The sequence below is a fragment of the Cupriavidus sp. a3 genome (assembly GCF_051015765.1).
Lineage (GTDB): Bacteria > Pseudomonadota > Gammaproteobacteria > Burkholderiales > Burkholderiaceae > Cupriavidus > Cupriavidus oxalaticus_A.
Genome location: NZ_CP170643.1, coordinates 637,756 through 659,676, shown reverse-complemented (window position 1 = coordinate 659,676; position 21,921 = coordinate 637,756). Strand labels below are relative to the sequence as shown.

Annotated in this window: 21 protein-coding genes and 1 pseudogene; 8 read left to right on the top strand and 14 right to left on the bottom strand. The window is 66.5% G+C overall.

Going from position 1 to position 21,921, the window contains the following annotated elements:
- Positions 1 to 304 precede the first annotated feature (304 nt).
- The 3 genes and pseudogenes from ACAD63_RS03125 to ACAD63_RS03115 all read left to right on the top strand — a co-directional run bounded on the left by ACAD63_RS03125 (position 305) and on the right by ACAD63_RS03115 (position 2,746).
- Entirely contained in the window at positions 305 to 646 is a 342-nt protein-coding gene (locus tag ACAD63_RS03125; RefSeq protein WP_133092301.1) for an NAD(P) transhydrogenase subunit alpha, read from the top strand.
- A pseudogene (locus ACAD63_RS03120) lies at positions 646 to 1,471 on the top strand (NAD(P)(+) transhydrogenase (Re/Si-specific) subunit beta); the annotation flags it as partial. The gene ACAD63_RS03125 and the pseudogene ACAD63_RS03120, both read left to right, overlap by 1 nt.
- Positions 1,472 to 1,699: 228 nt before the next feature.
- Positions 1,700 to 2,746 carry a response regulator gene (locus ACAD63_RS03115; protein ID WP_135705906.1) on the top strand — a complete coding sequence of 349 codons (1,047 nt, stop codon included), beginning with the start codon at positions 1,700 to 1,702 and terminating at the stop codon, positions 2,744 to 2,746.
- A gap of 33 nt (positions 2,747 to 2,779) precedes the next feature.
- Here ACAD63_RS03115 and ACAD63_RS03110 read toward each other — a convergent pair whose 3' ends face one another.
- From ACAD63_RS03110 to ACAD63_RS03070, 9 genes are all read right to left on the bottom strand, one after another.
- Positions 2,780 to 4,033 (bottom strand): THUMP domain-containing class I SAM-dependent RNA methyltransferase, encoded by a 1,254-nt coding sequence (locus tag ACAD63_RS03110; protein WP_135705907.1) that lies wholly within the window; start codon positions 4,031 to 4,033, stop codon positions 2,780 to 2,782.
- Positions 4,034 to 4,097: 64 nt separating this feature from the next.
- Complete coding sequence (locus tag ACAD63_RS03105; protein WP_434033408.1) at positions 4,098 to 4,703, bottom strand: 2-hydroxychromene-2-carboxylate isomerase; 606 nt, start codon at positions 4,701 to 4,703, stop codon at positions 4,098 to 4,100.
- 34 nt (positions 4,704 to 4,737) lie between these two features.
- A complete protein-coding gene (locus tag ACAD63_RS03100; RefSeq protein WP_063241672.1) occupies positions 4,738 to 5,160 on the bottom strand; it encodes a CopD family protein in 423 nt (140 codons plus the stop codon).
- A gap of 74 nt (positions 5,161 to 5,234) precedes the next feature.
- Positions 5,235 to 6,515, bottom strand: coding sequence for a glutamate-5-semialdehyde dehydrogenase (locus tag ACAD63_RS03095; protein WP_135705909.1), 1,281 nt, complete (start codon positions 6,513 to 6,515; stop codon positions 5,235 to 5,237).
- A 183-nt stretch (positions 6,516 to 6,698) separates the two neighbouring features.
- On the bottom strand, positions 6,699 to 7,757 hold the full coding sequence (holA, locus tag ACAD63_RS03090) for a DNA polymerase III subunit delta (protein ID WP_434033407.1): 1,059 nt from the start codon (positions 7,755 to 7,757) through the stop codon (positions 6,699 to 6,701).
- Positions 7,758 to 7,775: 18 nt separating this feature from the next.
- Positions 7,776 to 8,291, bottom strand: coding sequence for an LPS assembly lipoprotein LptE (gene lptE / locus ACAD63_RS03085; protein ID WP_116318117.1), 516 nt, complete (start codon positions 8,289 to 8,291; stop codon positions 7,776 to 7,778).
- 40 nt (positions 8,292 to 8,331) lie between these two features.
- Positions 8,332 to 10,953, bottom strand: coding sequence for a leucine--tRNA ligase (gene leuS, locus ACAD63_RS03080; RefSeq protein WP_434033406.1), 2,622 nt, complete (start codon positions 10,951 to 10,953; stop codon positions 8,332 to 8,334).
- A gap of 180 nt (positions 10,954 to 11,133) precedes the next feature.
- Positions 11,134 to 11,931 carry a 4-hydroxy-tetrahydrodipicolinate reductase gene (dapB, locus tag ACAD63_RS03075; protein ID WP_135705912.1) on the bottom strand — a complete coding sequence of 266 codons (798 nt, stop codon included), beginning with the start codon at positions 11,929 to 11,931 and terminating at the stop codon, positions 11,134 to 11,136.
- A 98-nt stretch (positions 11,932 to 12,029) separates the two neighbouring features.
- Positions 12,030 to 12,680: an outer membrane protein assembly factor BamE gene (locus ACAD63_RS03070; RefSeq protein WP_133092311.1), complete on the bottom strand. Its 651-nt coding sequence runs from the start codon at positions 12,678 to 12,680 to the stop codon at positions 12,030 to 12,032.
- A gap of 243 nt (positions 12,681 to 12,923) precedes the next feature.
- On the opposite strand from ACAD63_RS03070, the gene fur reads away from it, so the two are divergent.
- Positions 12,924 to 13,355: a ferric iron uptake transcriptional regulator gene (fur, locus tag ACAD63_RS03065; RefSeq protein ID WP_010813212.1), complete on the top strand. Its 432-nt coding sequence runs from the start codon at positions 12,924 to 12,926 to the stop codon at positions 13,353 to 13,355.
- Between the two features lie 81 nt (positions 13,356 to 13,436).
- On the opposite strand, the gene ACAD63_RS03060 is transcribed toward fur, so the two are convergent.
- Positions 13,437 to 14,432 (bottom strand): LysR family transcriptional regulator, encoded by a 996-nt coding sequence (locus ACAD63_RS03060; RefSeq protein ID WP_133092312.1) that lies wholly within the window; start codon positions 14,430 to 14,432, stop codon positions 13,437 to 13,439.
- Positions 14,433 to 14,732: 300 nt separating this feature from the next.
- Between ACAD63_RS03060 and ACAD63_RS03055 the strand changes: the two genes are divergently transcribed.
- Positions 14,733 to 15,356: a flavin reductase family protein gene (locus tag ACAD63_RS03055; RefSeq protein ID WP_195431274.1), complete on the top strand. Its 624-nt coding sequence runs from the start codon at positions 14,733 to 14,735 to the stop codon at positions 15,354 to 15,356.
- A 67-nt stretch (positions 15,357 to 15,423) separates the two neighbouring features.
- Here ACAD63_RS03055 and gap read toward each other — a convergent pair whose 3' ends face one another.
- Positions 15,424 to 16,422 carry a type I glyceraldehyde-3-phosphate dehydrogenase gene (gene gap / locus ACAD63_RS03050; protein WP_011298986.1) on the bottom strand — a complete coding sequence of 333 codons (999 nt, stop codon included), beginning with the start codon at positions 16,420 to 16,422 and terminating at the stop codon, positions 15,424 to 15,426.
- Between the two features lie 84 nt (positions 16,423 to 16,506).
- Entirely contained in the window at positions 16,507 to 18,540 is a 2,034-nt protein-coding gene (tkt, locus tag ACAD63_RS03045; protein WP_195431272.1) for a transketolase, read from the bottom strand.
- A 275-nt stretch (positions 18,541 to 18,815) separates the two neighbouring features.
- On the opposite strand from tkt, the gene ACAD63_RS03040 reads away from it, so the two are divergent.
- Genes ACAD63_RS03040 through ACAD63_RS03030 form a run of 3 tightly spaced genes read left to right on the top strand, consistent with a single transcriptional unit; the run spans position 18,816 to position 20,650 of the window.
- The gene (locus tag ACAD63_RS03040; protein ID WP_133092314.1) at positions 18,816 to 19,244 is read left to right on the top strand and encodes a VOC family protein; all 429 of its coding nucleotides are present in this window, start codon (positions 18,816 to 18,818) and stop codon (positions 19,242 to 19,244) included.
- Positions 19,244 to 19,999 (top strand): 16S rRNA (uracil(1498)-N(3))-methyltransferase, encoded by a 756-nt coding sequence (locus tag ACAD63_RS03035; protein WP_133092315.1) that lies wholly within the window; start codon positions 19,244 to 19,246, stop codon positions 19,997 to 19,999. Before ACAD63_RS03040 ends, ACAD63_RS03035 begins: the two co-directional genes overlap by 1 nt.
- Before the next feature lie 48 nt (positions 20,000 to 20,047).
- Positions 20,048 to 20,650, top strand: a complete 603-nt coding sequence (locus ACAD63_RS03030) for a YidB family protein (protein WP_133092316.1) — start codon at positions 20,048 to 20,050, stop codon at positions 20,648 to 20,650.
- Positions 20,651 to 20,728: 78 nt separating this feature from the next.
- On the opposite strand, the gene ACAD63_RS03025 is transcribed toward ACAD63_RS03030, so the two are convergent.
- Both ACAD63_RS03025 and ACAD63_RS03020 read right to left on the bottom strand, forming a co-directional pair.
- On the bottom strand, positions 20,729 to 21,349 hold the full coding sequence (locus ACAD63_RS03025) for a barstar family protein (protein WP_029047850.1): 621 nt from the start codon (positions 21,347 to 21,349) through the stop codon (positions 20,729 to 20,731).
- A complete protein-coding gene (locus ACAD63_RS03020; protein WP_133092385.1) occupies positions 21,346 to 21,717 on the bottom strand; it encodes a ribonuclease domain-containing protein in 372 nt (123 codons plus the stop codon). The genes ACAD63_RS03025 and ACAD63_RS03020 overlap by 4 nt, the downstream gene beginning before the upstream one ends.
- Between the last annotated feature and the right edge of the window lie 204 nt (positions 21,718 to 21,921).

Here is a 21,921-nt window from a genome sequence, read left to right as displayed (position 1 = left end):
ATTTCCTCAAGCTTGTCGTCGACAAGGATGGCCAGTTCACGCTCAACCTCGAAGACGACATCGTCGCCGCCTGCCTGATGTGCCGGGACGGCCAGGTCGTGCGCGAGGCTGCGTAATGCCCGCGGGCGCCGCGCGCGAGGAAATCAAGAAGGTTTGAGTCTGCGCCCCTCTCCCGCAAGCGGGAGAGGGGGCACGCAACGGTCTTCCAGAGCCACTGGCCCTTGACGTGCCCTGACCGTAATACTGCAAAGAACAACATAGCGACACGCAGCATCCCGGTTTCAAAGCAAAGGAGGAGAAGTCGATGGAGATGGTGAACCACACGGTGATCAACCTGATCATCTTCGTGCTGGCAATCTACGTGGGCTACCACGTGGTCTGGACGGTCACGCCAGCCCTGCATACGCCGCTGATGGCGGTAACCAACGCAATCTCGGCCATCATCATCGTCGGCGCGATGCTCGCCGCGGGCCTGACCGAAGGCGCCACGGGCCGCATCATGGGCACGCTGGCGGTGGCACTGGCCGCGGTCAACGTGTTCGGCGGCTTCCTGGTCACCCAGCGCATGCTGGAAATGTTCAAGAAGAAGGAGCCGAAGGCCAAGGCGGCCGAACCCAAGCAGGCACTGGCCAGGGAGGGCGCGTAATGGCAGCCGGCCTCGTCAGCATGAACCTCGTCACCCTGCTCTACCTGGTGGCCTCGGTCTGCTTTATCCAGGCGCTCAAGGGGCTGTCGCACCCGGCCTCGGCGCGCAAGGGCAATGCCTTCGGCATGATCGGCATGGCGATCGCGGTGGTCACCACGCTGGTCCTGATCATCAAGCTCAAGAATGAGTTCCTGGCGGCCGGCACGGCGCAGTCGTCGGTGGGCTCCGGCCTGGCGCTGATCTTCGGCGCGCTGGTGGTCGGCGGCGGCATCGGCGCCTACGTGGCGCGCAAGGTGCAGATGACCAAGATGCCCGAGCTGGTCGCGGCGATGCACTCGCTGATCGGTCTCGCGGCGGTGTTCATCGCGGTGGCCGCGGTGGCCGAGCCGGCCGCGTTTGGCATCACGCCGGCAGGCTCGCACCTGATCCCGCTGGGCAACCGCATCGAGCTCTTCATCGGCTGCTTCGTCGGCGCCATCACCTTCTCCGGTTCGGTGATCGCCTTCGGCAAGCTGGCCGGGCGCTACAAGTTCCGCCTGTTCCAGGGCGCGCCGGTGGTGTTCGCCGGCCAGCACTGGCTGAACCTGCTGCTGGCGGTGGCGATGGTCGGCTTCGGCGTGATCTTCTTCATGTCGCAGGACTGGCTGCCGTTCCTGATCATGCTGGCGATCGCGTTCGTGCTGGGCGTGCTGATCATCATCCCGATCGGCGGCGCCGACATGCCGGTGGTGGTGTCGATGTTGAACTCGTACTCGGGCTGGGCGGCGGCGGGCATCGGCTTCTCGCTGAACAACCCGATGCTGATCATCGCCGGCTCGCTGTTCTACATGGACAAGACCATGATGGTGTTCGGCGACGCCAAGAAGGTGGTCGAGGACATGTTCAAGGCGGTCGACTAAGACCGCCGTGCCCGCAGGCGGCCGGGCCGTCCCGGCCGCCTGCGGCGCCGTGCCTTGCAAGGCAGCCACGGCGCGCTATACTGGCCTGCGAATGCGCACGCCGGCTTGCCGAATGCGCCGAACCCCTGCCCGCCGGCCCCGACGCCAACGCATCATGACCTTCAACCCGCATGACCGGAACCTGTCGGTCTTCCATCACCCGGTCCTGACCGTCCTGGTCGACGACAGCAAATCGTTCATCGACAGCCTGGCCTTCCAGATGGATGCCTCGCGCGCGGTCATCACCTTTACCGATCCGCGTGAAGCACTGCAATGGATCCGCGAGGCCTATGCCACCCGCTTCCCCGGCTTCCTGCCGGTGCGGGTCACGCATGACGACCTGACCTTCCTGACCGAGCGCCGCACCGTCCAGCTCGACATCGACCGGATTTACCGCCAAATCCACGATGTCAACCGCTTCCTGCAGCCGGGCGTGATCGTGGTGGACTACTCGATGCCGCAAATGGACGGACTGGAGTTCTGCCAGGCGCTGCAGGACCTGCCGTGCAAGACCATCCTGCTGACCGGCACGGCTGACGAAAGCATCGCCGTGCAGGGCTTCAACCACGGGCTGATCGACCGCTACGTCAAGAAGCACGACAGCAATATGGTGGAGCGGCTGGACCAGGAAATCGAGGCCATGCAGCAGGCATACTTCGCCACGCTGTCGCGCACGCTGCGCGAGCTGCTGACGCGGCATTCGTTCTCGTTCCTGTCCGACCCGGCCATGACCGAGCGGGTGCGCCAGCTCACGGCGCGCTACGGCTTTGTCGAGTACTACCTGTACCCCAACCCGGCCGGCATCCTGCTGTTGACTGCGCAAGGCCACGCCACGCTGATGGTGATCGAGACCCGCGCCGGCCTGATGAGCCAGGTGGAATCGGCCGAAGCCTACGATGCGCCCGCCGCGCTGATCGAAGGCCTGCGCGAGGGCCGCCTGATACCGTTTTTCTGGCCGGGCAACGGCATGTACACGCCCGCCTGCATCGACTGGGAGCAATACTGCCTGCCGGCCGAGCGCTGCGAGGGCAACGAAGAGTTCTTCTACGCCCTGTTCGACCTGCCGCGCCACCTGCTGCAGGAGCCGGTGGTCAGCCTGCAGGGCTTCCTGGCCGATTTTTCGCGCCATTCCGAGGCCTTGACGGGGCGCAAGCGCCTCTGACACCGGCCGGGCACTGCCAGGACAGAGAGGCGCTCAGTCCGCCTGCGGCACCCGGTTGGTGCCGCGCACCATGTCAAAGCGGAACAGCCGGCATTCGATATTGCCGTTGTAGAGCGGCGTGCGGCGCGATTCTTTAAGCCGCAGCCGGCGCGGAAAGCCCAGGTCGCCGGTAAAGACCCACGCCTGCCAGCCCGCGAAGTTCTGCTTGAGCGTCGTGGCAAAGGCGTTGGCGAACTGGTTGGCGGCCGCCTCCTCCACCTCGTCGCGCGGCATCTCCTCCTCCGCCATGCGGCGCTGCCCGCGGACCGCGATGCGCTCGCCGTATGGCGGGTTCATCAGCAGCAGGCCCGGCTCGTCGTAGGGCGGCTGCACGAAGCGCGCATCGACCTGCTTGGTGCGCGCCTCGCCCGGCAGGCCGGCGCGCTGCCAGTTGGCCTGCGTGATGGCCAGCATGTCGGTTGAGATGTCCGATCCCACCACCTGCAGCTCATCCGCCGAGGCCAGCATGCGCGCGCGCTGGGCGTCGTCCTTGAGCTTCTGCCACGCCTTGCGGTCGACGCCCTTGAGCCATTCGAAGGCAAAGCTGCGGCTGCCGCCCGGGGCAATGCCCAGCGCCACCTGGGCGGCTTCGATCAGGAACGTGCCGCTGCCGCACATCGGGTCGTAGAACGGCCGGAAGGTCTGCCCAGGGACCCAGCCCGCCAGGCGCAGGATGCCGGCGGCCAGGTTTTCCTTCAGCGGCGCCTCGCCCTTCTCGGTGCGCCAGCCGCGCTTGAACAGGGGCTCGCCGGTGGTGTCCAGGTACAGCGTGCAGTCGCGCTCGGTCAGGTGGGCATAGACGCGCACATCCGGGCTGACGGTATCGACACTCGGGCGCGCGCCGAGGCGTTCGCGCATGGCGTCGCAGACGCCGTCCTTGACCCGCAGCGCGATGAAATTCAGGCTGCGCAGCGGCGACTTGTGCGCGGTGATATCGACGCGCAGCGATTCGTCCGGCGAGAACCACTGCTCCCAGCGCACGCCGCGCGCCAGGTTGTAGATGTCGTCCTCGTGCCGGTAGCCGCGCGCGGCCACGCGCAGCAGCACGCGGCTGGCAATGCGCGAATGCAGGTTGACCGCATAGGCTGCGGCCATCTCGCCGGAGAAATTGACCCCGCCCGGCACCTCCTGGTGCACCGTGAACGGCGCCAGCGCGGCCATGCCCGGCCGGGCGGCGATCTCGCGCAGTTCTTCGGCGAGGGCGCCCTCCAGGCCGCGCGGGCAAGGGGCAAAAAAGGCTTGGGTCATGGGTCAGGTTTCCTGCAAACAAAAACGTCCGCCGTAGCGGACGGGAGATATCCGATAGCTTAGTTCAAGCGGCGGCGAGCGCGCGCTCGAGGAAGTCGAGCCGGTCCTGGCCCCAGAACGGCTGGCCGTCGAACACATACCACGGCGCACCGAACACGCCGGCCGAGATCGCATCCTGCGTGTTCTGCGCGTAGGCCGCCTGGACCGACTGGGCCTCGCTGGCCTTGAGCAGGCCAGCGCCATCCAGGCCGGCCTCGTCGGCGATCTGCGCCAGCGTGGCGGCATCGGCGATATTGCGCTGCTGCGCCCACACCGCTGCGCCGATCGCGCCGGTCAGCTGCAGCGCGCGCGCGGTGCCGTGCGCCAGTTGCGCCGCGATGATCAGCTTGCTGGCCGCGTCGCCGGAGACCGGGAAGAAGGTTGGCTCCAGGTTCAGCGGCAGGTCCAGGAATGCGCTCCAGCGCTTGAGCTCGACCAGCCGGTAAGCCTGGCGCTGCGGCGGGCGCTGCGCCAGCGGCAGTCCGCCGGAGACGGAGAATACCTTGCCCATGTCGCAGGGCTTCAGGTTCACCTGCACGCCGTGGCGTTCGGCCATGGCAGCAAAGCGCGCATGGCCCATGTAGACGAACGGCGATTGCGGCGTCAGGTAGTAGTCAACCAGCTTGCTCATCTCGATCTCGCAATTTGTGGAGCGGTCGCCCTGCTCAGAACGGCTTGACGACCACCAGGATCACCACAGCCAGCAGCACCAGCACCGGCAGCTCGTTGAACCAGCGATAAAACTTGTGCGAGCGCGTATTGCGCCCGCCTTCGAACTTGCGCAGCAGTACGCCGCAGCCGTGGTGGTAGCCGATCAGCACCAGCACCAGCGCCAGCTTGGCATGCATCCAGCCCTGCCCGGTGCCGCGGCCGATGCCGTAGCCCAGGTACAGCCACAGCCCGAACACCACCGCCGGCACCGCCAGCATGGTCATGAAGCGGAACAGCTTGCGCGCCATCAGCAGCAGGCGCTGGGTGCTGGCGGCGTCGGTCTCCATCGCCAGGTTGACGAAGATGCGCGGCAGGTAGAACAGGCCGGCGAACCACGAAACGACGAAGACGATATGCAGCGCTTTGACCCAGAGCATCGGCGGACAGACGTTGGCTTGCGGTTGTTATTGTTGTTGGCGGGCCGGCTTGAGGTCCGGCCTCAGGTCCAGCTTCAGGTCCGGATCTCGCCGTGCCCGAAGACCACGTACTTGAGCGAGGTCAGCCCTTCCAGCCCGACCGGGCCGCGTGCGTGCAGCTTGTCGTTGGAGATGCCGATCTCCGCGCCCAGGCCGTATTCGAAACCGTCGGCGAAGCGGGTCGAGGCGTTGATCATGACGCTGGCCGAATCGACCTCGCGGATAAAACGCATGCCCGCCGAGTAGTCCTCGGTGATGATCGAATCGGTGTGGTGCGATCCGTATTCGTTGATATGCGCGACGGCGTCATCCAGGCCGGCGACGGTCTTGATGGCGAGGATCGGGGCCAGGTATTCCAGGCGCCAGTCTTCCTCGGCGGCATCGACCAGGCCGCTGAAGCCGGCGGCTTCCAGCGTGGCGCGGGTGGCCGGGCAGACGCGCAGTTCGACGCCCTTCTCCTGGTAGATGCGGCACAGCGGCGGCAACGCGGTGGCGGCAATGTCCCGCGACACCAGCAGCGTTTCCATGGTGTTGCATGGCGCGTAGCGCTGGGTCTTGGCGTTGTCGCAGACGCGCACGGCCTTGTCCAGGTCGGCGGCGGCGTCGATGTAGACGTGGCAGATACCGTCCAGGTGCTTGATCATCGGCACGCGCGCTTCTTCCATCAGGCGCGCGATCAGGCTCTTGCCGCCGCGCGGCACGATCACGTCGACGAATTCGGTCATGGTGATCAGGCGGCCGACCGCGGCGCGGTCGGTGGTCTCGATCACCTGCACGGCTTCCGGCGGCAGGCCGGCGGCGGCCAGGCCCTCTGCCACCAGCGCGGCCAGCGCGGTGTTGGATTCAATCGCTTCGGATCCGCCTCGCAGGATGGTGGCGTTGCCCGACTTCAGGCACAGCGCCGCGGCATCGATGGTCACGTTGGGGCGCGACTCGTAGATGATGCCGATCACGCCCAGCGGCACGCGCATCTGGCCGACCTGGATGCCGGTCGGGCGGAACTTCATGTTTGAGATCTCGCCGATCGGGTCGGCCAGCGCGGCGATCTGCTCCAGGCCGGCGGCCATGGTGGCAATGGCCTTGTCCGACAGCGTCAGGCGGTCGACGAAGGCGGCATCCTGGCCGTTGGCGCGGGCACGTTCCACATCGCGCGCATTGACGGCCTTGAGCTTGTCGGCATCGCGGCGGATGGCGGCGGCAATGGTCAGCAGCGCCTGGTTCTTGTCCGCCGTGGAGGCACGCGCCATCGCGCGCGACGCCGCGCGGGCCTGGCGGCCGACGCGGTCCATGTATTGGTTGAGGTCGAGCTCGTTCATGTCAGTGGCCGGGGGAAGGCCGTCAGTGTGTGTTCCTCCCCTCTCCCGCGCGCGGGAGAGGGGTTGGGGGAGCGGGCCGGTGCATCAACGGGCGATATCGCAAGATTTCCCGCCTGCCTGCCCTCTCCCCCGGCCCCTCTCCCGCAAGCGGGAGAGGGGAGCAAACCCTCAGGGAAGCAAACCCTAGCGCGCAATCATCAGCGCCAGCTGCTGCAAACCGTCCCATGGCTCGGCCGGCAGCGGCGCGCCGCCCGGTGGCGGCAGGTCGTACAGGCCCTTGACCTGCCGGTCCAGCCGCGCCGCCAGTGCCAGCGCCGCTTCCAGCCGGGGCAGCTGGAGCCGCTGCGCGGCCTGTGGCACCAGCCGCTCGCGCGGTCCCCAGACGCGCAGTTCGCGCATCAGCACGCCCGCCGGCTTGCCGGCCGCAAGGCCTTGCCGGACCTTGGATAATACGCGAATTTCCTCAGTCAGCGCCCACAGCACCAGCACCGTCGCCTCGCCCTCGCCGCGCAGCCCTTCGAGCATGCGCACCAGGCGCGGCACGTCGCCCGACAGCATCGCCTCGGACAGCTTGAAAACGTCGTAGCGGGCCACGTTCAGCACCGCGTCGTGGACCTGGTCGAAGCTCAGTTCCCCCGGCGGGTACAGCAGGCCCAGCTTCTGGATTTCCTGGTGCGCCGCCAGCAGGTTGCCCTCGACCTTGTCGGCGACAAACTGCAGCGCGCGCCGCCCAGACTCGCCGCCCTCGACGCGCTGCTGCTGCAGTGCCAGCCGTTCGCCCACCCAGGCCGGCAGCCGGGTGCGGTCCACCGTGTCGACCTTGATCGACACGCCGGCGCCTTCCAGCGCCTGGAACCACGCCGACTTGGAAGTGGCGAAATCCAGCCGCGGCAGCGTCACCAGCATCACCACGTCCGGCGACGGCTGCGCCGCCACCGCGCGCAGCGCCTCGCCGCCGTCCTTGCCGGGCTTGCCCGAAGGGATGCGCAGCTCGACGATCTTGCGGTCGCCGAACAGCGACATCGACTGCTGCGCCTCGACCAGCTGGCCCCAGTGGAAGCCGCGCTCGGCCACCAGCACCTCGCGCTCGGAAAACCCCGCTTCGCGCGCCGTGGCGCGCAGGCGATCCACGGCCTCCAGCACCAGCAGGTGCTCGTCACCGTGCACCACATACAGCGGCGCCAGGCCGCGGGCCCTGGCCTGCTTCAGGTGCGCGTCGAGCCCGTCGAGCTTGAGTTGCATGCCGTCACTCTGCCTTGCTCAGATGGCCTTGACCGCGGCCAGCCGGCGCATCAGCTGCTGCACGATGTCGCGCTGCATGTCGCGGTACAGCTGCTGCTCTTCGTAGTCCTTGGCCAGCGTGTTGGCTTCGTTGTAGGTCAGGTCGCGCGTCAGCACCAGCTGCGACGGCGCGATCAGTTCCTTGCCGGCGGCATCGCGCAGGCGGAAGGTGAAGCGCTGCGTCAGGCGGTATTCGCGCACCACGCCCTCGGTCGTGATCGACAGGATGGACTTGGTGCGGGTGTCCTGTAGCACGTCCAGCAGCGCGTCGGCCTCTTTCTGGTCGGCCACCACCTGGGTGTCGGAGCCGCCGCGGATGGCGCGGCGCAGGTCCGCGCCCATCAGCGAGTTGGGCGGGATCCCGATATAGAGCCGCTTGAACGCGAAGTCCGAATTGCCGCGCATGTGGAAGCCGCAGCCGGCCAGCAGGCCCGTTGCCGGCACCGCCAGCATCGCCGCGAGCGCCTTGCGGCGGCCCATGTTCAGTCGCTTCATTCTTGGCGATTCCTCAGTCAGGTTCCGGGCCGCTGACCCGTTACAGCACCACGTTCACCAGCCGGCCCGGCACCACCACGATCTTCTTCGGCGCCTTGCCTTCGGCAAACTTGGCCACGGTCTCGCAGCCGGCGGCGGCCGCCTCGATCGCGGCGCGGTCGGCGCTGGCCGGCACGGTAATGCTGCCGCGCACCTTGCCGTTGATCTGCAGCACCAGTTCGATCTCGCTGCGCACCAGCGCGGCTTCGTCGACCTGCGGCCACGGGGCGTCGAGCAGGTCGCCGGCTTCGGCGGCGAAGCCCAGCTGTTCCCAGAGGCCGTGGGTGATGTGCGGCACCACCGGGTACAGCACGCGCAGCAGGATGCCGAAGCACTCGCGGCGCGCGGCCGGCGAAGCGGTCTTGGCGTCTTCCAGCGCGTTCAGCATCTTCATCGTGGCCGAGACCACGGTGTTGTACTGGATGCGCTGGTAGTCGTAGTTGGCTTGCTTGAGCACGCCGTGGATCTCGCGGCGCAGCTCGGCGTCATCGGCCGTGATCGCACTGCCGGCGCCATCGCGCAACGCGGCGGCGTTGGCGTAGCCGTAGTTCCACACACGGCGCAGGAAGCGCGAGGCGCCCTCCACGCCCGAGCCGCTCCACTCCAGCTGCTGCTCGGGCGGCGCGGCGAACATCACGAACAGGCGCGCGGTGTCGGCGCCGTACTGGTCGATCAGCGCCTGCGGGTCGATGCCGTTGTTCTTGGACTTCGACATCTTCTCGATGCCGCCGATCACCACCGGCTGGCCGTCGGCCTTCAGCGCGGCGCCAACCGGGCGGCCGCGCTCGTCGGTCTGCACGTCGACGTCGGCCGGGTTGTACCAGTGCTTCTTGCCCGAGGCGTCTTCGCGGTAGAAGGTCTCGTTCAGCACCATGCCCTGCGTCAGCAGGTTGGTGAACGGCTCGTCGAACTTGACCAGGCCCAGGTCGCGCATGACCTTGGTCCAGAAGCGCGCGTACAGCAGGTGCAGGATCGCGTGCTCGATGCCGCCGATGTACTGGTCCATCGGCATCCAGTAGTCGTTGCGGGCATCGACCATGGTGGCCGCGTCCGGGCAGGTATAGCGCATGTAGTACCAGCACGAATCGATGAAGGTATCCATCGTGTCGGTCTCGCGGCGCGCGGGCTTGCCGCACGACGGACAGGTGCACTGCAGGAAGCGCGGGTCCTTGGCCAGCGGGTTGCCGGTGCCGTCCGGCACCAGGTCTTCGGGCAGCACCACCGGCAGGTCCTGTTCAGGCACCGGCACCACGCCGCAGCTGTCGCAGTGGATCAGCGGGATCGGCGTGCCCCAGTAGCGCTGGCGCGAGATGCCCCAGTCGCGCAGGCGCCAGGTGGTCTTCTTCTCGCCAAGGCCCATCGCGCCCAGGTCGGCGGCGATGGCTTCCACCGCGGCCTGGTAGCCGAGGCCGTCATACTTGCCGCTATGGATGCAGGTGCCGTTTTCCTTGTCGCCGTACCATTCCTGCCAGGCTTCGGTCGAGTACGGCTGGCCCTTCACGTCGATCACCTGCTTGATCGGCAGGCTGTACTTGTTGGCAAAGGCGAAGTCGCGCTCATCGTGCGCGGGCACGCCCATCACGGCGCCGTCGCCGTAGCTCATCAGCACGTAGTTGCCGACCCACACATCGACCTTGTGCCCGGTCAGCGGGTGCGTGACCTGCAGGCCGGTCGGCATGCCCTTCTTCTCCATGGTCGCCATGTCGGCTTCCATGACCGAGCCGTGCTTGCATTCGTCGATGAAGGCAGCCAGTTCGGGGTTGTTCAGCGCGGCGTGCGTGGCCAGCGGGTGCTCGGCGGCGACCGCGCAGAAGGTCACGCCCATGATGGTGTCGGCGCGCGTGGTGAAGACGTAGAGCTTGCCGTCGTTGATCGGCTTGCCGTCCTCGCCCGGGATGTCATGCGTGAAGGCGAAGCGCACGCCCACGCTCTTGCCGATCCAGTTCTGCTGCATTACCTTAACGCGCTCGGGCCAGCCCAGGCCGTCGAGGTCGCCCAGCAGCTCCTCCGCATACTCGGTGATGCGCAGGTAGTACATCGGGATCTCGCGCTTTTCCACCACCGCGCCCGAGCGCCAGCCGCGGCCGTCGATGACCTGCTCGTTGGCCAGCACAGTCTGGTCGACCGGGTCCCAGTTGACGGTTCCGGTCTTGCGGTAGGCGATGCCCTTTTCCAGCATCTTCAGGAACAGCCACTGATTCCAGCGGTAGTAGTCCGGGCTGCAGGTGGCGACCTCGCGCGACCAGTCGATGGCCAGGCCCATCGACTGCATCTGCTTCTTCATGTAAGCGATGTTGTCGTAGGTCCAGGCGGCCGGCGCCACGCCGTTGTTCAGCGCGGCGTTTTCCGCCGGCATGCCGAAGGCGTCCCAGCCCATCGGCATCAGCACGTTGTTGCCGTTCATGCGCAGGTAGCGCGCCATCACATCGTTGATGGTGTAGTTGCGCACGTGGCCCATGTGCAGCTTGCCCGACGGGTATGGCAGCATCGAGCAGGCGTAGAACTTGGCCTTTTCCTTGCCGTCGGGGCCCGCTGCATGCTCCGACACGCGGTAGGCGTCGATGGCTTGCCAGTGCTGCTGGGCGGCTTGTTCAACGGCGGAAGGAAGGTATTTGTCTTGCATGGTCGGGACAGCAGTCAGGGCAACGATCAGGGCAGCGCCTGCGCGGCATCTGGCCTGCCGGCAGCCGGGGAAGCGTTGGAATGTGGGCGGCGGGCGCCCGTCTGGGGCGCCCGTCCGGCGAGCAATGCTAAAGCAATCGATTATAACCGTGGCGCCGGCGCTGGCCGCGCCGGGGGCGCCTTACTTCAGGCCCAGCACGTCCTGCATGTCGAACAGGCCGTTGGGCTTGTCGGCCAGGAAACGGGCCGAACGCACGGCACCGTCGGCATAGGACTGGCGGCTGGACGACTTGTGGCTGATCTCGATGCGCTCGCCGATGCCGGCAAACATCACGGTGTGGTCGCCGACGATGTCGCCGCCGCGGATGGTGGCAAAGCCGATCGAATTGGGATCTCGCTCGCCGGTATGGCCCTCGCGGGCATAGACGGCGCAGGTCTTCAGGTCGCGGCCGAGCGCATCGGCGATCACTTCACCCATCTTCAGCGCGGTGCCCGACGGGGCGTCGACCTTGAAGCGGTGGTGGGCCTCGATCACTTCGATGTCGTAGCCGGTCGACAGCAGCTTGGCCGCCACTTCCAGCAGCTTGAAGGTGGCATTGACGCCGACGCTGAAGTTGGCGGCAAAGACGATGCCGATGGACTTGGCGGCTTCGGCCAGCGCGGCCTTGCCGGCGTCGTCGAAGCCGGTAGTGCCGACCACCATCTTGACGCCCAGCTTCTTCGCCACGGCCAGGTGCGCCAGCGTGCCTTCCGGACGGGTGAAGTCGATCAGGCAATCCGCAGCGGCCAGGCCGGCTTCCAGGTCCGCCGTGATCGCCACGCCGGTGTTGCGGCCCAGGAACAGGCCCGCGTCCTGGCCCAGTGCCGGCGAGCCCGGCAGGTCGAGCGCGCCCGACAGCTTCACGCCCTCGGTGTTCAGCACTTGTTCGATCAGCATGCGGCCCATGCGGCCGGATGCGCCTGCGATGGCGATGTTCATGGTGTCTGGCTCAGCGGAATGTGCGCAATACGCGAAAAGTGAATGGGCCGGTCATGGCTGACCGGCCCGGGAACAGATGGCAAGCCGCGGATGGCGGCTCAGTTGGCCTTGGACGCTTCGGCGGGCGCGGTGGCCTGGGCGGGGGCGGGGGCCGCAGCCGGCGGCGCTTCAGCCGCGGGGGCGGCAGATGCAGCGGGCGCCTGTGCCGGCGCGGCGGCCGGCTCGGCCGCCTGCCGCGGCACGAAGTTTTCCACGGTGGTCTGCGGCTCAGCCTGGGCAGCGGCCGTGCTGCTGGTGGACACCTTGCCCGGGGTCTGGTCCTTCAGCGCCTTCTTCATGCCGTCAATTTCGGCGATCAGCTCGTATTCGGACGGCAGTTCGTCGCCACCAAACTTGACCAGGCGGTCGCCATCGAAAAAGACCGTATAGCGGCGCTGCTGCACCACCGGGGTATTGCCGCGGCGGAACGAGAACACATAGTCCCAGCGGTTGGCGTGGAACACATCGGTCAGCAGCGGCGTGCCGAGCAGGAACTTGACCTGCTCGCGCGTCATGCCTTCGCGCAGTTGCGAAGCGGCCTCGCGGGACACGAAGTTGCCCTGCACGATATTGATCCGGTACGGCGTGATGGCGTTGGCTACCTTGCGCGAGGTGGAATCGTAGGCCGAGCAGGCGCCGGCCAGCAGAGCCGCGGCCAGCAGGGAGACAACCAGCGTCGGGCGCATGGCGGACGAACGGATATAACGCATGTATCTCGCTTCCGGGAGGGAAAGGGAAAGTACGGAAAGTACCGCGGAAGACCGGCGCAGCAAGCGCTGCAAGAGCCGGCTACACCACATGCGCACGGGGCGCCTGCCGCGGCAACCACATGGGACCGACGGCAAATGCCTGAGGCGCGTTGCCCACATGGCATGCGGCACCGCGGGCGACTTTTGCTGTCAAAACCCTTATGATTCAACTATCCAGACATTGTACTCTAGGGAGTCACGCCCATGCCGAGTCCGGCGGACCTCAAGAATATCGGCCTGAAGGCGACCGTGCCCAGGCTGAAGATTCTTGAAATTTTTCAGACCAGCGAACAGCGGCACCTGAGCGCGGAAGACGTCTACCGTATCCTGCTGAACGAGCATATGGATATCGGCCTCGCAACCGTCTACCGCGTGCTCACCCAGTTCGAACAGGCAGGCCTGCTGTCGCGCAACAACTTCGAATCCGGCAAGGCCATTTTCGAACTCAACGAAGGCAAGCACCACGACCACCTGGTCTGCCTCGATTGCGGCCGCGTCGAGGAGTTCTTCGACTCCGAGATCGAGCATCGCCAGCAAAGCATTGCGCGCGAGCGCGGCTTTACCCTGCAGGAACATGCACTGTCGCTGTACGGCAACTGCACGAAGACCGACTGTCCCCACAGACCCAAACGATAAGCCGGCGCACGCACCGCGTAGCGCATCCGGCAAAACAAAAACCGGCGCCAGGCGCCGGTTTTTTTATGGGAATGCCCTGGTTCAGGGCTCGCGCAGCGCCTGCAGGTCGTCTGCAGCAACCACGCGCGACGGGCGCGACGCCGACAGGCCGACAAACTCGGCCACCACCTGGCGGAACAGGTTGCGCGCCCATACCAGCATCGGATGGGTGTTGCGGCTGCGGTGCCAGAACATGTTCAGGCCGACCGTGGTATTGAGTTCAGCCGGCAGCGGGAACGCCTTCAGGCCGTAGGTTTCGCAGGCCATGTCCTTGGTCAGCGCATTGACAGTGAAGATCATGTCGGTCTGCGCGGCCATCTCGGCCTGCGCCCGCCACGAATGCACCGTCAGCGTCGCATTGCGCTTGAGGCCGCGCTGCTGCAGCGCGTAGTCGAGCGGGATCAGCGACGGCGCCGGGCGGCCCGCGCCGCCGGAATGCGCCATGAAGATATGGCCGCAGTCCAGGTATTGCTCGAGCGTGCAGTGGTTCTTCAGCACCGGGTGGTTCTTGCGCGCGCACACCCACAGGTTCAGCGACGTCACCATTTCCTCGACGATTTCCGGATGCCGGGTCGGGAACGGGGAAAACGCCAGGTCCAGCTCATTGGCGCGCATCGAGGCCACGTCGGCTTCCCAGGAATGGGACTCGACCAGCTTGATATGCAGGTCCGGCGCCAGCTGCTTGATGCGCAGCACGAAGCGGTTGAACACCGTGTCGCCCAGCTCGGCGGCAAAGCCGATGCTCAGCGTGCCGGTGGCCACCGCGGGATCGAAATTATCGGCGTCGCCTTCGTTGATCGACGACCACAGGTCCAGCATGTCGCGGATCTTGGGGCCCAGCTCCAGCGCGCGGGGGGTGGGCGTCAGGCCGTGGGGAACGCGGATGAAGAGCGGATCATCAAAAATCTCGCGCAACCGGCCCAGCGAATGCGATACCGCCGGCGCGGTCATGTGCATCTTCTCCGCGACGTAGGTGGCGTTTCGCTTACTCAGCAGCTCGGTGAAGATCACTAAAAGCTTTGTGTCTACGTTCACCATGATCAGGCCCAGGTCAGATTTTTCTTAGCAAAGATGGCCCCACCACTTGCACTGGCTGCACATCAGAGTTCAACGGCATCTTGATAGTGTAAGAGGAAAAAACAAGCTCGGAAAGCAAATTCGGCATTTTCGGAGCGCCAAACCTTGTCACATTTCTGAAAAATGAGGTCATTTTTATGAAGTTGGTCTCATATACGCATACTTTCCGTGCCGCAGCAGAGCCTTGGGCATCGGCGTATATTGGGGGTCACCATCCCATTTTTGTCATTCTTTTCCCAGGCCGCGAACGCGTCCGCCATCATGCCTGACTCCCGCACCGACCATTACCGCCTTCCTGTCGAACTGCCCAAGGCCTACCGGCTGCTCAATCATGGCCCGACCGTGCTGGTCAGCGCGGCCGCGGGCGGCAAGCGCAACATCATGGCCGCCGCGTGGGCAATGCCGCTGGATTTCGCGCCGCCCAAGGTTGCGGTGGTGCTGGACAAGAGCACCTGGACCCGGCGCCTGCTGGAAGATAGCGGCGAATTCGTGCTGCAGGTGCCCACCGTCAGCCAGGTCGACCTGACCGAAGCGCTTGGCTCCAGCTCCGGGCTGGCCCTGCTGGAGCAGGAAGGGATCGACAAGTTCGATGCCTACGGGCTGGGCACCTTTGCCGGCACCGTCGTCGGCGCGCCGCTGCTGGAAGGCAGCGCGGCCTGGCTCGAATGCAGGCTGCTGCCGGAACCGGCAACGCAGCAGACCTATGACCTGTTCCTCGGTGAGGTGGTAGCCGCGCATGCGGATTCGCGCGTGTTCAGCAATGGGCGCTGGCATTTCGAGGGCCACGACGCGCTGCGTACGATCCACCATGTCGCCGGCGGCCACTTCCTGGTGGACGGCGCGGCGGTCGACGCGCGCCCGCTGGCGCCGCGCGAGGGCGCCTGAACGGCCATCGCGCCCAATAAAAAACGCGCCCGAAGGCGCGTTTTTATTGGCTGCAAGGACAGCCGGATTACTTGGCCACCACGCGGGCCATTTCCAGGCACTTGTTCGAGTAGCCCCACTCGTTGTCATACCAGCTCACGACCTTGATGAAGGTGCCGTCCAGCGCGATGCCGGCTTCGGCGTCGAAGATCGAGGTGCGGGCATCGCCGCGGAAGTCGGTGGCGACAACCTTGTCTTCGGTGTAGCCCAGCACGCCCTTGAGTGCGCCCTGGCTCTGGGCCTTCATCTCGGCGCAGATTTCCTCGTACGAAGCCGACTTTTCCAGCTCGACTGTCAGGTCGACCACCGACACGTCGGAGGTCGGCACGCGGAACGACATGCCGGTCAGCTTCTTGTTTAGCTGCGGGATCACCACGCCCACGGCCTTGGCGGCGCCGGTCGACGACGGGATGATGTTTTCCAGGATGCCGCGGCCGCCGCGCCAGTCCTTGTTGGACGGGCCGTCAACGGTCTTCTGGGTGGCGGTGGCAGCGTGCACGGTGGTCATCAGGCCGCGCTTGATGCCCCACTTGTCGTTCAGCACCTTGGCCACCGGTGCCAGGCAGTTGGTGGTGCAGCTCGCGTTGGAGATGATCGCTTCGCCCTTGTACGTTTCGTGGTTCACGCCGTACACGAACATCGGGGTGTCGTCCTTCGACGGGGCCGACATGATCACCTTCTTGGCGCCCGCATCGATGTGCTTCTGCGCGCCTTCCTTGGTCAGGAAGATGCCGGTCGACTCGATCACCACGTCGGCGCCGACTTCACCCCACTTCAGCTCGGCCGGATCCTTGACCGCGGTCAGGCGGATCTTCTTGCCGTTGACGACCAGGGTGTTGCCGTCGACCGACACTTCGCCGTCAAAGCGGCCGTGCACCGAGTCGTACTTCAGCATGTAGGCCAGGTAGTCGGGCTCGAGCAGGTCGTTGATGGCAACGACTTCGATGTCCTTGAAGTTGGCGGCGGCGGCGCGGAACACCATGCGCCCGATGCGGCCGAAGCCGTTGATGCCGATCTTGATGGTCATGACTGTCTCTCCTGAGGATCGATGAAAACCGGTGGGCGCCGCTGCTGCCGCGCGGCGCACCGCGCGGTTGCAGCGCCCGGATGCTTAGATAAGGGTGTCTTTCACCGTACGCACGACGTTGTCGACGGTGAAGCCGAAGTGCTTGAACAGCACGCCGGCCGGGGCCGATTCGCCGAAGGTGTCGATGCCCACTACCGCTTGGACCTGGTACTTCCACCAGAAGTCCGTCACGCCCGCCTCGACCGCCACGCGCGGCACGCCGGCCGGCAGCACGCTGGCCTTGTAGGCGGTGTCCTGCTTGTCGAACACGGTGGTCGCCGGGATCGAGACCACGCGCACATGCACGCCTTCCGCTGCCAGCGCGTCTGCCGCGCCAACCGCCAGGCCCACTTCCGAGCCGGTCGCCATGATCACGGCGTCCGGACGGCCGGTGCTGGCGTTGACGCTGTCGCGCAGCACGTAGCCGCCGCGCGCGATATTGGCGCGGGTGGCGTCGTCGCGCTGCTGGAACGGCAGGTTCTGGCGGCTGAAGATCAGGCAGCTCGGGCCATTCTCGCGGCGGATCGCCTCGGCCCAGGCCACCGCGGTCTCGGTGGTGTCGGCGGTACGCCAGACGTCCATGTTGGGGATCAGGCGCAGGCTGGCGACATGCTCGATCGACTGGTGCGTCGGGCCGTCTTCGCCCAGGCCGATCGAATCATGGGTGAACACGAACAGCGAGCGGATCTTCATCAGCGCCGCCATGCGCAGCGCATTGCGGCTGTAGTCCGAGAAGGTCAGGAAGGTCGCGCCGTAGGGGATGTAGCCGCCATGCAGCGTGATGCCGTTCATGATGGCGCTCATGCCGAACTCGCGCACGCCGTAGTTGATGTGGTTGCCCCAGGCGTCCACGCGCACGGCCTTGCTGCCCGACCAGTTGGTCAGGTTCGAGCCGGTCAGGTCGGCCGAGCCGCCGAGGAACTCGGGCAGCACCGGGCCGAAGGCTTCGATGGTGTTCTGGCTGGCCTTGCGGGTGGCGATGGTCTCGGCCTTTTCCTCGCACTTGGCGATGAAAGCCTCGACGGCGGCGTCGAACGAACCTGGCAGCTCGCCCTTCATGCGGCGGGTGAATTCGCCGGCTTCATACGGGTGGCGCTCGGCGTACGCGTCGAACAGCGCGGTCCAGGCACGCTCCAGCGCCTGGCCGTTGGCCTTGGCGTCCCAGGCGTCATAGACGTCGGCCGGCACTTCGAACGGGGCATGGGCCCAGCCCAGCGCCTCGCGCGTGGCCAGCACTTCGGCGCCGCCCAGCGGCGCGCCGTGCACGTCGTGGCCGCCTTCCTTGTTGGGCGCGCCCTTGCCGATCTTGGTGCGGCAGCAGATCAGGGTCGGCTTGTCGCTGGCCTTGGCCTGCGAGATCGCCAGGTCGACGGCGGTAACGTCATGGCCGTCGATGCCGCGGATCACGTTCCAGCCGTAGGCTTCGAAGCGCTTCGGGGTGTCGTCGTTGAACCAGTGCACGACGTCGCCGTCGATCGAGATGCCGTTGTCGTCCCACAGCGCAATCAGCTTATTAAGCTTCAGCGTGCCGGCCAGCGAACAAGCCTCGTGCGAGATGCCTTCCATCAGGCAGCCATCGCCCAGGAAGACGTAGGTGTGGTGGTTGACGATATCGAAACCGGGGCGGTTGAATTCTTCGCCCAGCAGGCGTTCGGCCAGCGCCATGCCGACCGCGTTGGTGATGCCCTGGCCGAGCGGGCCGGTGGTGGTCTCCACGCCCGGGGTGATGCCGTATTCCGGGTGGCCGGCGGTCTTGCTGTGCAGCTGGCGGAAGTTCTTCAGCTCTTCGACCGGCAGGTCATAGCCGCTCAGGTGCAGCAGCGAATAGATCAGCATCGAGCCGTGGCCGTTCGACAGCACGAAGCGGTCGCGGTCGGCCCAGTGCGGGTTGGCCGGGTTGTGCTTCAGGTGCCGGCCCCACAGCGCCACGGCGATATCCGCCATGCCCATCGGCGCACCGGGGTGGCCGGAATTGGCCTGCTGGACGGCGTCCATGGCAAGCACGCGGATGGCATCGGCCATCAGCTTGGCGGGCTGGGAAGCGAAGGGACTCGTGGCGGGATGGGCTAGGGCGGACATTCGTGCGGTCTTGGACGTGAGCTTGGACGCGGGCGGGCGTGAGCCTGTCGGCGGGAAAACCGCAATTTTAACAGAAGCTAAGGGGTTTTCCGGACTCCCGGACACCGGCAGCGGGCATGGCTCGGGGATCACCCGGGTGGCTGTGCACGTAGCGCTGCGCCGCACTTCGACAGCGCACCGCCACGCGCGTAAGATGCACACTCGCACCGCGCGGGCCGGCTCGGCAATAGACGAGTGACAGACCGCGCCGGGTTTCCCGCAGACAGGAGACGATCATGAGCAGACCGGCCAACACCCCCTGGCTCACCCCCTACCTGACCGTCGCCAACGGGCGCGCCGCACTGGACTTCTACAGCCGCGCCTTCGGCTTTGCCGCCGGCAACGTGGTCGATGAAAACGGCGTGCCGACCCATGCCGAAATGCACTACCAGGGCGACCTGGTGGTAATGTTCGCACCCGAAGGCGCCTGGGGCAGCACCGCCCGCACGCCCCGCTCGCTGGGCGTGGAATGCCCGCAAACCTTCTATGTCTACTGCGACGATGTCGACGCGATGCACCAGCGCGCGGTCGACGCCGGCGCCGTCAGCCTGATGGCCCCCGCCGACCAGTTCTGGGGCGACCGCTACTGCATGGTCGAGGACCCGGACGGGTACCGCTGGGGCTTCGGCAAGCCGCTCGATCCGAACGGGGGCAAGGCAAGCTGATGGCTCCGCGTTTCTTTGTCGGCGGCACGGACACGGTCCTGGCCGCCGAAGCCGAATTTCCGCTGCCCGAGCCGGTGGTACGCCACGCCCAGGTGCTGCGCCTGGCGCCCGGTGACGCCATCACGCTGTTCGACGGTCGCGGCGGCAGCCACGCCGCCACCCTGCTTGAACTGGGCAAGCGCCATGCGCTGGCGCGCATCGGCGCGCACGACGCGGCCGAGGCCGAGCTGCCCTTCCGCGTCACGCTGGCGCAAGGGCTGGCCGGCGGCGACAAGATGGACTGGCTGATCGAGAAAGCGGTAGAACTCGGTGTCGCCGCGATCCAGCCCCTGCAGGCCAACCGCTCGGTGGTGCGCCTCGCCGGTGACCGCGCGCACAAGCGCCAGGCGCACTGGCAGGCGCTGGTGCAGGCCGCCTGCGAACAATGCGGGCGCAATCGCTTGCCGGCAGTGGCCCCGGTCGCTAACTTTGAGACGTGGCTGGCGCAGTCAGGCAGCGGCGCCGGTGCACGGCTGCTGGTATCGCCGCGGGCCGAGCAGTCGCTGCCGGCCTATATTGCCGAGCACCGCGACGCCCTGCTCGCCGATGGCGTCACGCTGCTGATCGGACCGGAAGGCGGGCTGTCGCCCGATGAAGAACAAGCGGCGCGGCAAGCCGGCTTCACCGGCGTGTCGCTCGGCCCGCGCATCCTGCGCACCGAGACCGCCGGGCTGGCCTGCCTTTCCACGCTCAACGCCTTGCTTGGCGGATTCTGACGGCGGCGGCCATCCGGCCAGCGCCAACCTTGACTGAAGGAGTCGACCATGGGACTACTCGATAGCGTGCTGGGCGGCGTGCTCGGACAACTGGGCAATGCCCGCGGCGAAGAAGGCAGCGCCGGCGGGCTCAATCCGAAGCTGATGATGGCGCTCGGCCTGCTGGCAATGCTGGCCATGCGCAACCGCAGCCAGGAAAGCGGCTCCGCAGCGCCGGTCGACGATGGGCTCGGTGGACTGGGCAGCCTTGGCGGGCTGCTAGGCGGCATGATCGGCGGCAATGCCAGCGCGCCCGGCGCCACCGGCGGGCTCGACCTTGGCTCCCTGCTCGGCGGGCTGCTTGGCGGCCAGGGTGGCGCCCCGGCCAACAGCCAGGCGCTGGGCGCTGCCGCAGGCGGCATCGGCGCGCTGCAGCAGATCCTGGCGCAGGCGGGGCTGGGCGAGCAGGTGGATTCGTGGATCGGCACCGGCGCCAACCAGCCGGTCACGCCTTCGGCGCTGAGCGACGCGCTGGGCGGGACCGGGGCGCTGGACTCGCTGGCACAGTCGACCGGGATGTCGCAGGAGGACGTGGCAGCGCAACTGAGCGAGGGCCTGCCCGAGCTGATCGACCGGCTGACGCCGCACGGGCATGTCCCTGCGCAGGAGTGAGGCCGGCACGCGCCGCGCGCATACAAGCAAAAAGCCCGCAATTGCGGGCTTTTTGCTTGTATGGAACGGTACCGGCGCTCAGGCGAACGAGTAGAACACCCGGAACTGCACCTTACGCTCGCCCCAGAACTCGGCGGCATCGCGAAACACGTCGAGCAGCACCTCGCGCCCTTCCTTGTCGAACTTCTGCGCAATCGGCAGGCCTTCCAGAACGATGACAAAGCCCGGCTGCGGGCCGGCCTTGTAGATCAGGTCGGTCAGGCAGTCCGCCAGCGCATCGAAGTTCTTGCCGAAATGCTTGGGGAAGATAAACGACGTTGCGATCGTTTCCAGAACCTCGGCCTTGCTGGCGCAATGCGCGCAGTTGGCATACAGGAAATGCTGGCCGAGATCGGCGGCCGCCTGGGCCAGCTCGGGCACGCGGAAGGCGCGGATCGACTGGACGATGTTCGGACGCACCGTCTTGAACAGGTTCATGGCCCCCTCGCTGGTGCCGTCAGCCCAGCCTGCACCGGCCGGCATGGCCACGGGCGCGTTCGCGGGCGGGAGTTTGTGCGTGAGCTCTTGGCGCTGCGGCATCGTCAGCACGTTGTCGTATAGGTTCTGGGCCTGCTGCTGGGCCCGCTGCCAGCCATCTCCGGCGCCGCGCTCTTCGCGGGCGGCAAGGGCGTCGCCCAATCCGAAAATGTCAGTCATCATTTGAGTATCCGTTTGAAGCTGTTGTAGTGGTCTTCCGTGTAGTAACAATCGTTGGCAGCGCGCTGTTCCCCGCCGCATACGATCCGCCTGGCTCCCCGGTTCCGGCTTCTGGCGCTCTTTACCGTGTACTCGCGGTAGTAGCCGCGTTCTTTTTGCGGCAGCAGGCGTTCGTAGTTGCCGAACCTGGTTCCGTCCTTGTCATACGGAAACGGGCCGCCGGCTTCGATGCGCTCCAGGGTCTGCCGTGCTTCGTTGGGCAACTGCTGCACCGCAATGGTTCCCATGCCTTCGGTCTGCGCCTGGCGCGCCAGCGCGGGCTGCGCCAGGGCCAGCACCAACGCCGCGCCGGTCATCGACCGGGCCAGCATCCGCGCTGCCTGCTGCATCAAGGGTACTTGGGAAACCACGTTGCTTGTCTAGGTTGAACCGGAAATCGAGCCTGCCGCTGTTTGGGTAGACGATCTGTCCGGGCCACCCTGGCCGGCAAACCTTGCGCGCCTTTCAATTCACGCGCCGGATGCCAACCGCACCGGGGCGCTCATGGCGAGCGCCTGTATCAAAGGCGTAAGGTT

Bases quoted from the DNA above. Each gene is read 5' to 3' on its own strand.
- dapB (WP_135705912.1), bottom strand. From the start codon at position 11,931: ATGAACATCGCCATCGCAGGCGCATCCGGCCGCATGGGCCGCATGCTG.
- ACAD63_RS03095 (WP_135705909.1), bottom strand. From the start codon at position 6,515: ATGAACGAGCTCGACCTCAACCAATACATGGACCGCGTCGGCCGCCAG.
- ACAD63_RS03035 (WP_133092315.1), top strand. From the start codon at position 19,244: ATGGCTCCGCGTTTCTTTGTCGGCGGCACGGACACGGTCCTGGCCGCC.
- lptE (WP_116318117.1), bottom strand. From the start codon at position 8,291: ATGAAGCGACTGAACATGGGCCGCCGCAAGGCGCTCGCGGCGATGCTG.
- leuS (WP_434033406.1), bottom strand. From the start codon at position 10,953: ATGCAAGACAAATACCTTCCTTCCGCCGTTGAACAAGCCGCCCAGCAG.
- ACAD63_RS03055 (WP_195431274.1), top strand. From the start codon at position 14,733: ATGCCTGACTCCCGCACCGACCATTACCGCCTTCCTGTCGAACTGCCC.
- ACAD63_RS03025 (WP_029047850.1), bottom strand. From the start codon at position 21,349: ATGATGACTGACATTTTCGGATTGGGCGACGCCCTTGCCGCCCGCGAA.
- tkt (WP_195431272.1), bottom strand. From the start codon at position 18,540: ATGTCCGCCCTAGCCCATCCCGCCACGAGTCCCTTCGCTTCCCAGCCC.
- ACAD63_RS03110 (WP_135705907.1), bottom strand. From the start codon at position 4,033: ATGACCCAAGCCTTTTTTGCCCCTTGCCCGCGCGGCCTGGAGGGCGCC.
- ACAD63_RS03040 (WP_133092314.1), top strand. From the start codon at position 18,816: ATGAGCAGACCGGCCAACACCCCCTGGCTCACCCCCTACCTGACCGTC.
- ACAD63_RS03115 (WP_135705906.1), top strand. From the start codon at position 1,700: ATGACCTTCAACCCGCATGACCGGAACCTGTCGGTCTTCCATCACCCG.
- holA (WP_434033407.1), bottom strand. From the start codon at position 7,757: ATGCAACTCAAGCTCGACGGGCTCGACGCGCACCTGAAGCAGGCCAGG.
- ACAD63_RS03100 (WP_063241672.1), bottom strand. From the start codon at position 5,160: ATGCTCTGGGTCAAAGCGCTGCATATCGTCTTCGTCGTTTCGTGGTTC.
- ACAD63_RS03125 (WP_133092301.1), top strand. From the start codon at position 305: ATGGAGATGGTGAACCACACGGTGATCAACCTGATCATCTTCGTGCTG.
- ACAD63_RS03070 (WP_133092311.1), bottom strand. From the start codon at position 12,680: ATGCGTTATATCCGTTCGTCCGCCATGCGCCCGACGCTGGTTGTCTCC.
- ACAD63_RS03030 (WP_133092316.1), top strand. From the start codon at position 20,048: ATGGGACTACTCGATAGCGTGCTGGGCGGCGTGCTCGGACAACTGGGC.
- gap (WP_011298986.1), bottom strand. From the start codon at position 16,422: ATGACCATCAAGATCGGCATCAACGGCTTCGGCCGCATCGGGCGCATG.
- fur (WP_010813212.1), top strand. From the start codon at position 12,924: ATGCCGAGTCCGGCGGACCTCAAGAATATCGGCCTGAAGGCGACCGTG.
- ACAD63_RS03105 (WP_434033408.1), bottom strand. From the start codon at position 4,703: ATGAGCAAGCTGGTTGACTACTACCTGACGCCGCAATCGCCGTTCGTC.
- ACAD63_RS03020 (WP_133092385.1), bottom strand. From the start codon at position 21,717: ATGCTGGCCCGGTCGATGACCGGCGCGGCGTTGGTGCTGGCCCTGGCG.
- ACAD63_RS03060 (WP_133092312.1), bottom strand. From the start codon at position 14,432: ATGGTGAACGTAGACACAAAGCTTTTAGTGATCTTCACCGAGCTGCTG.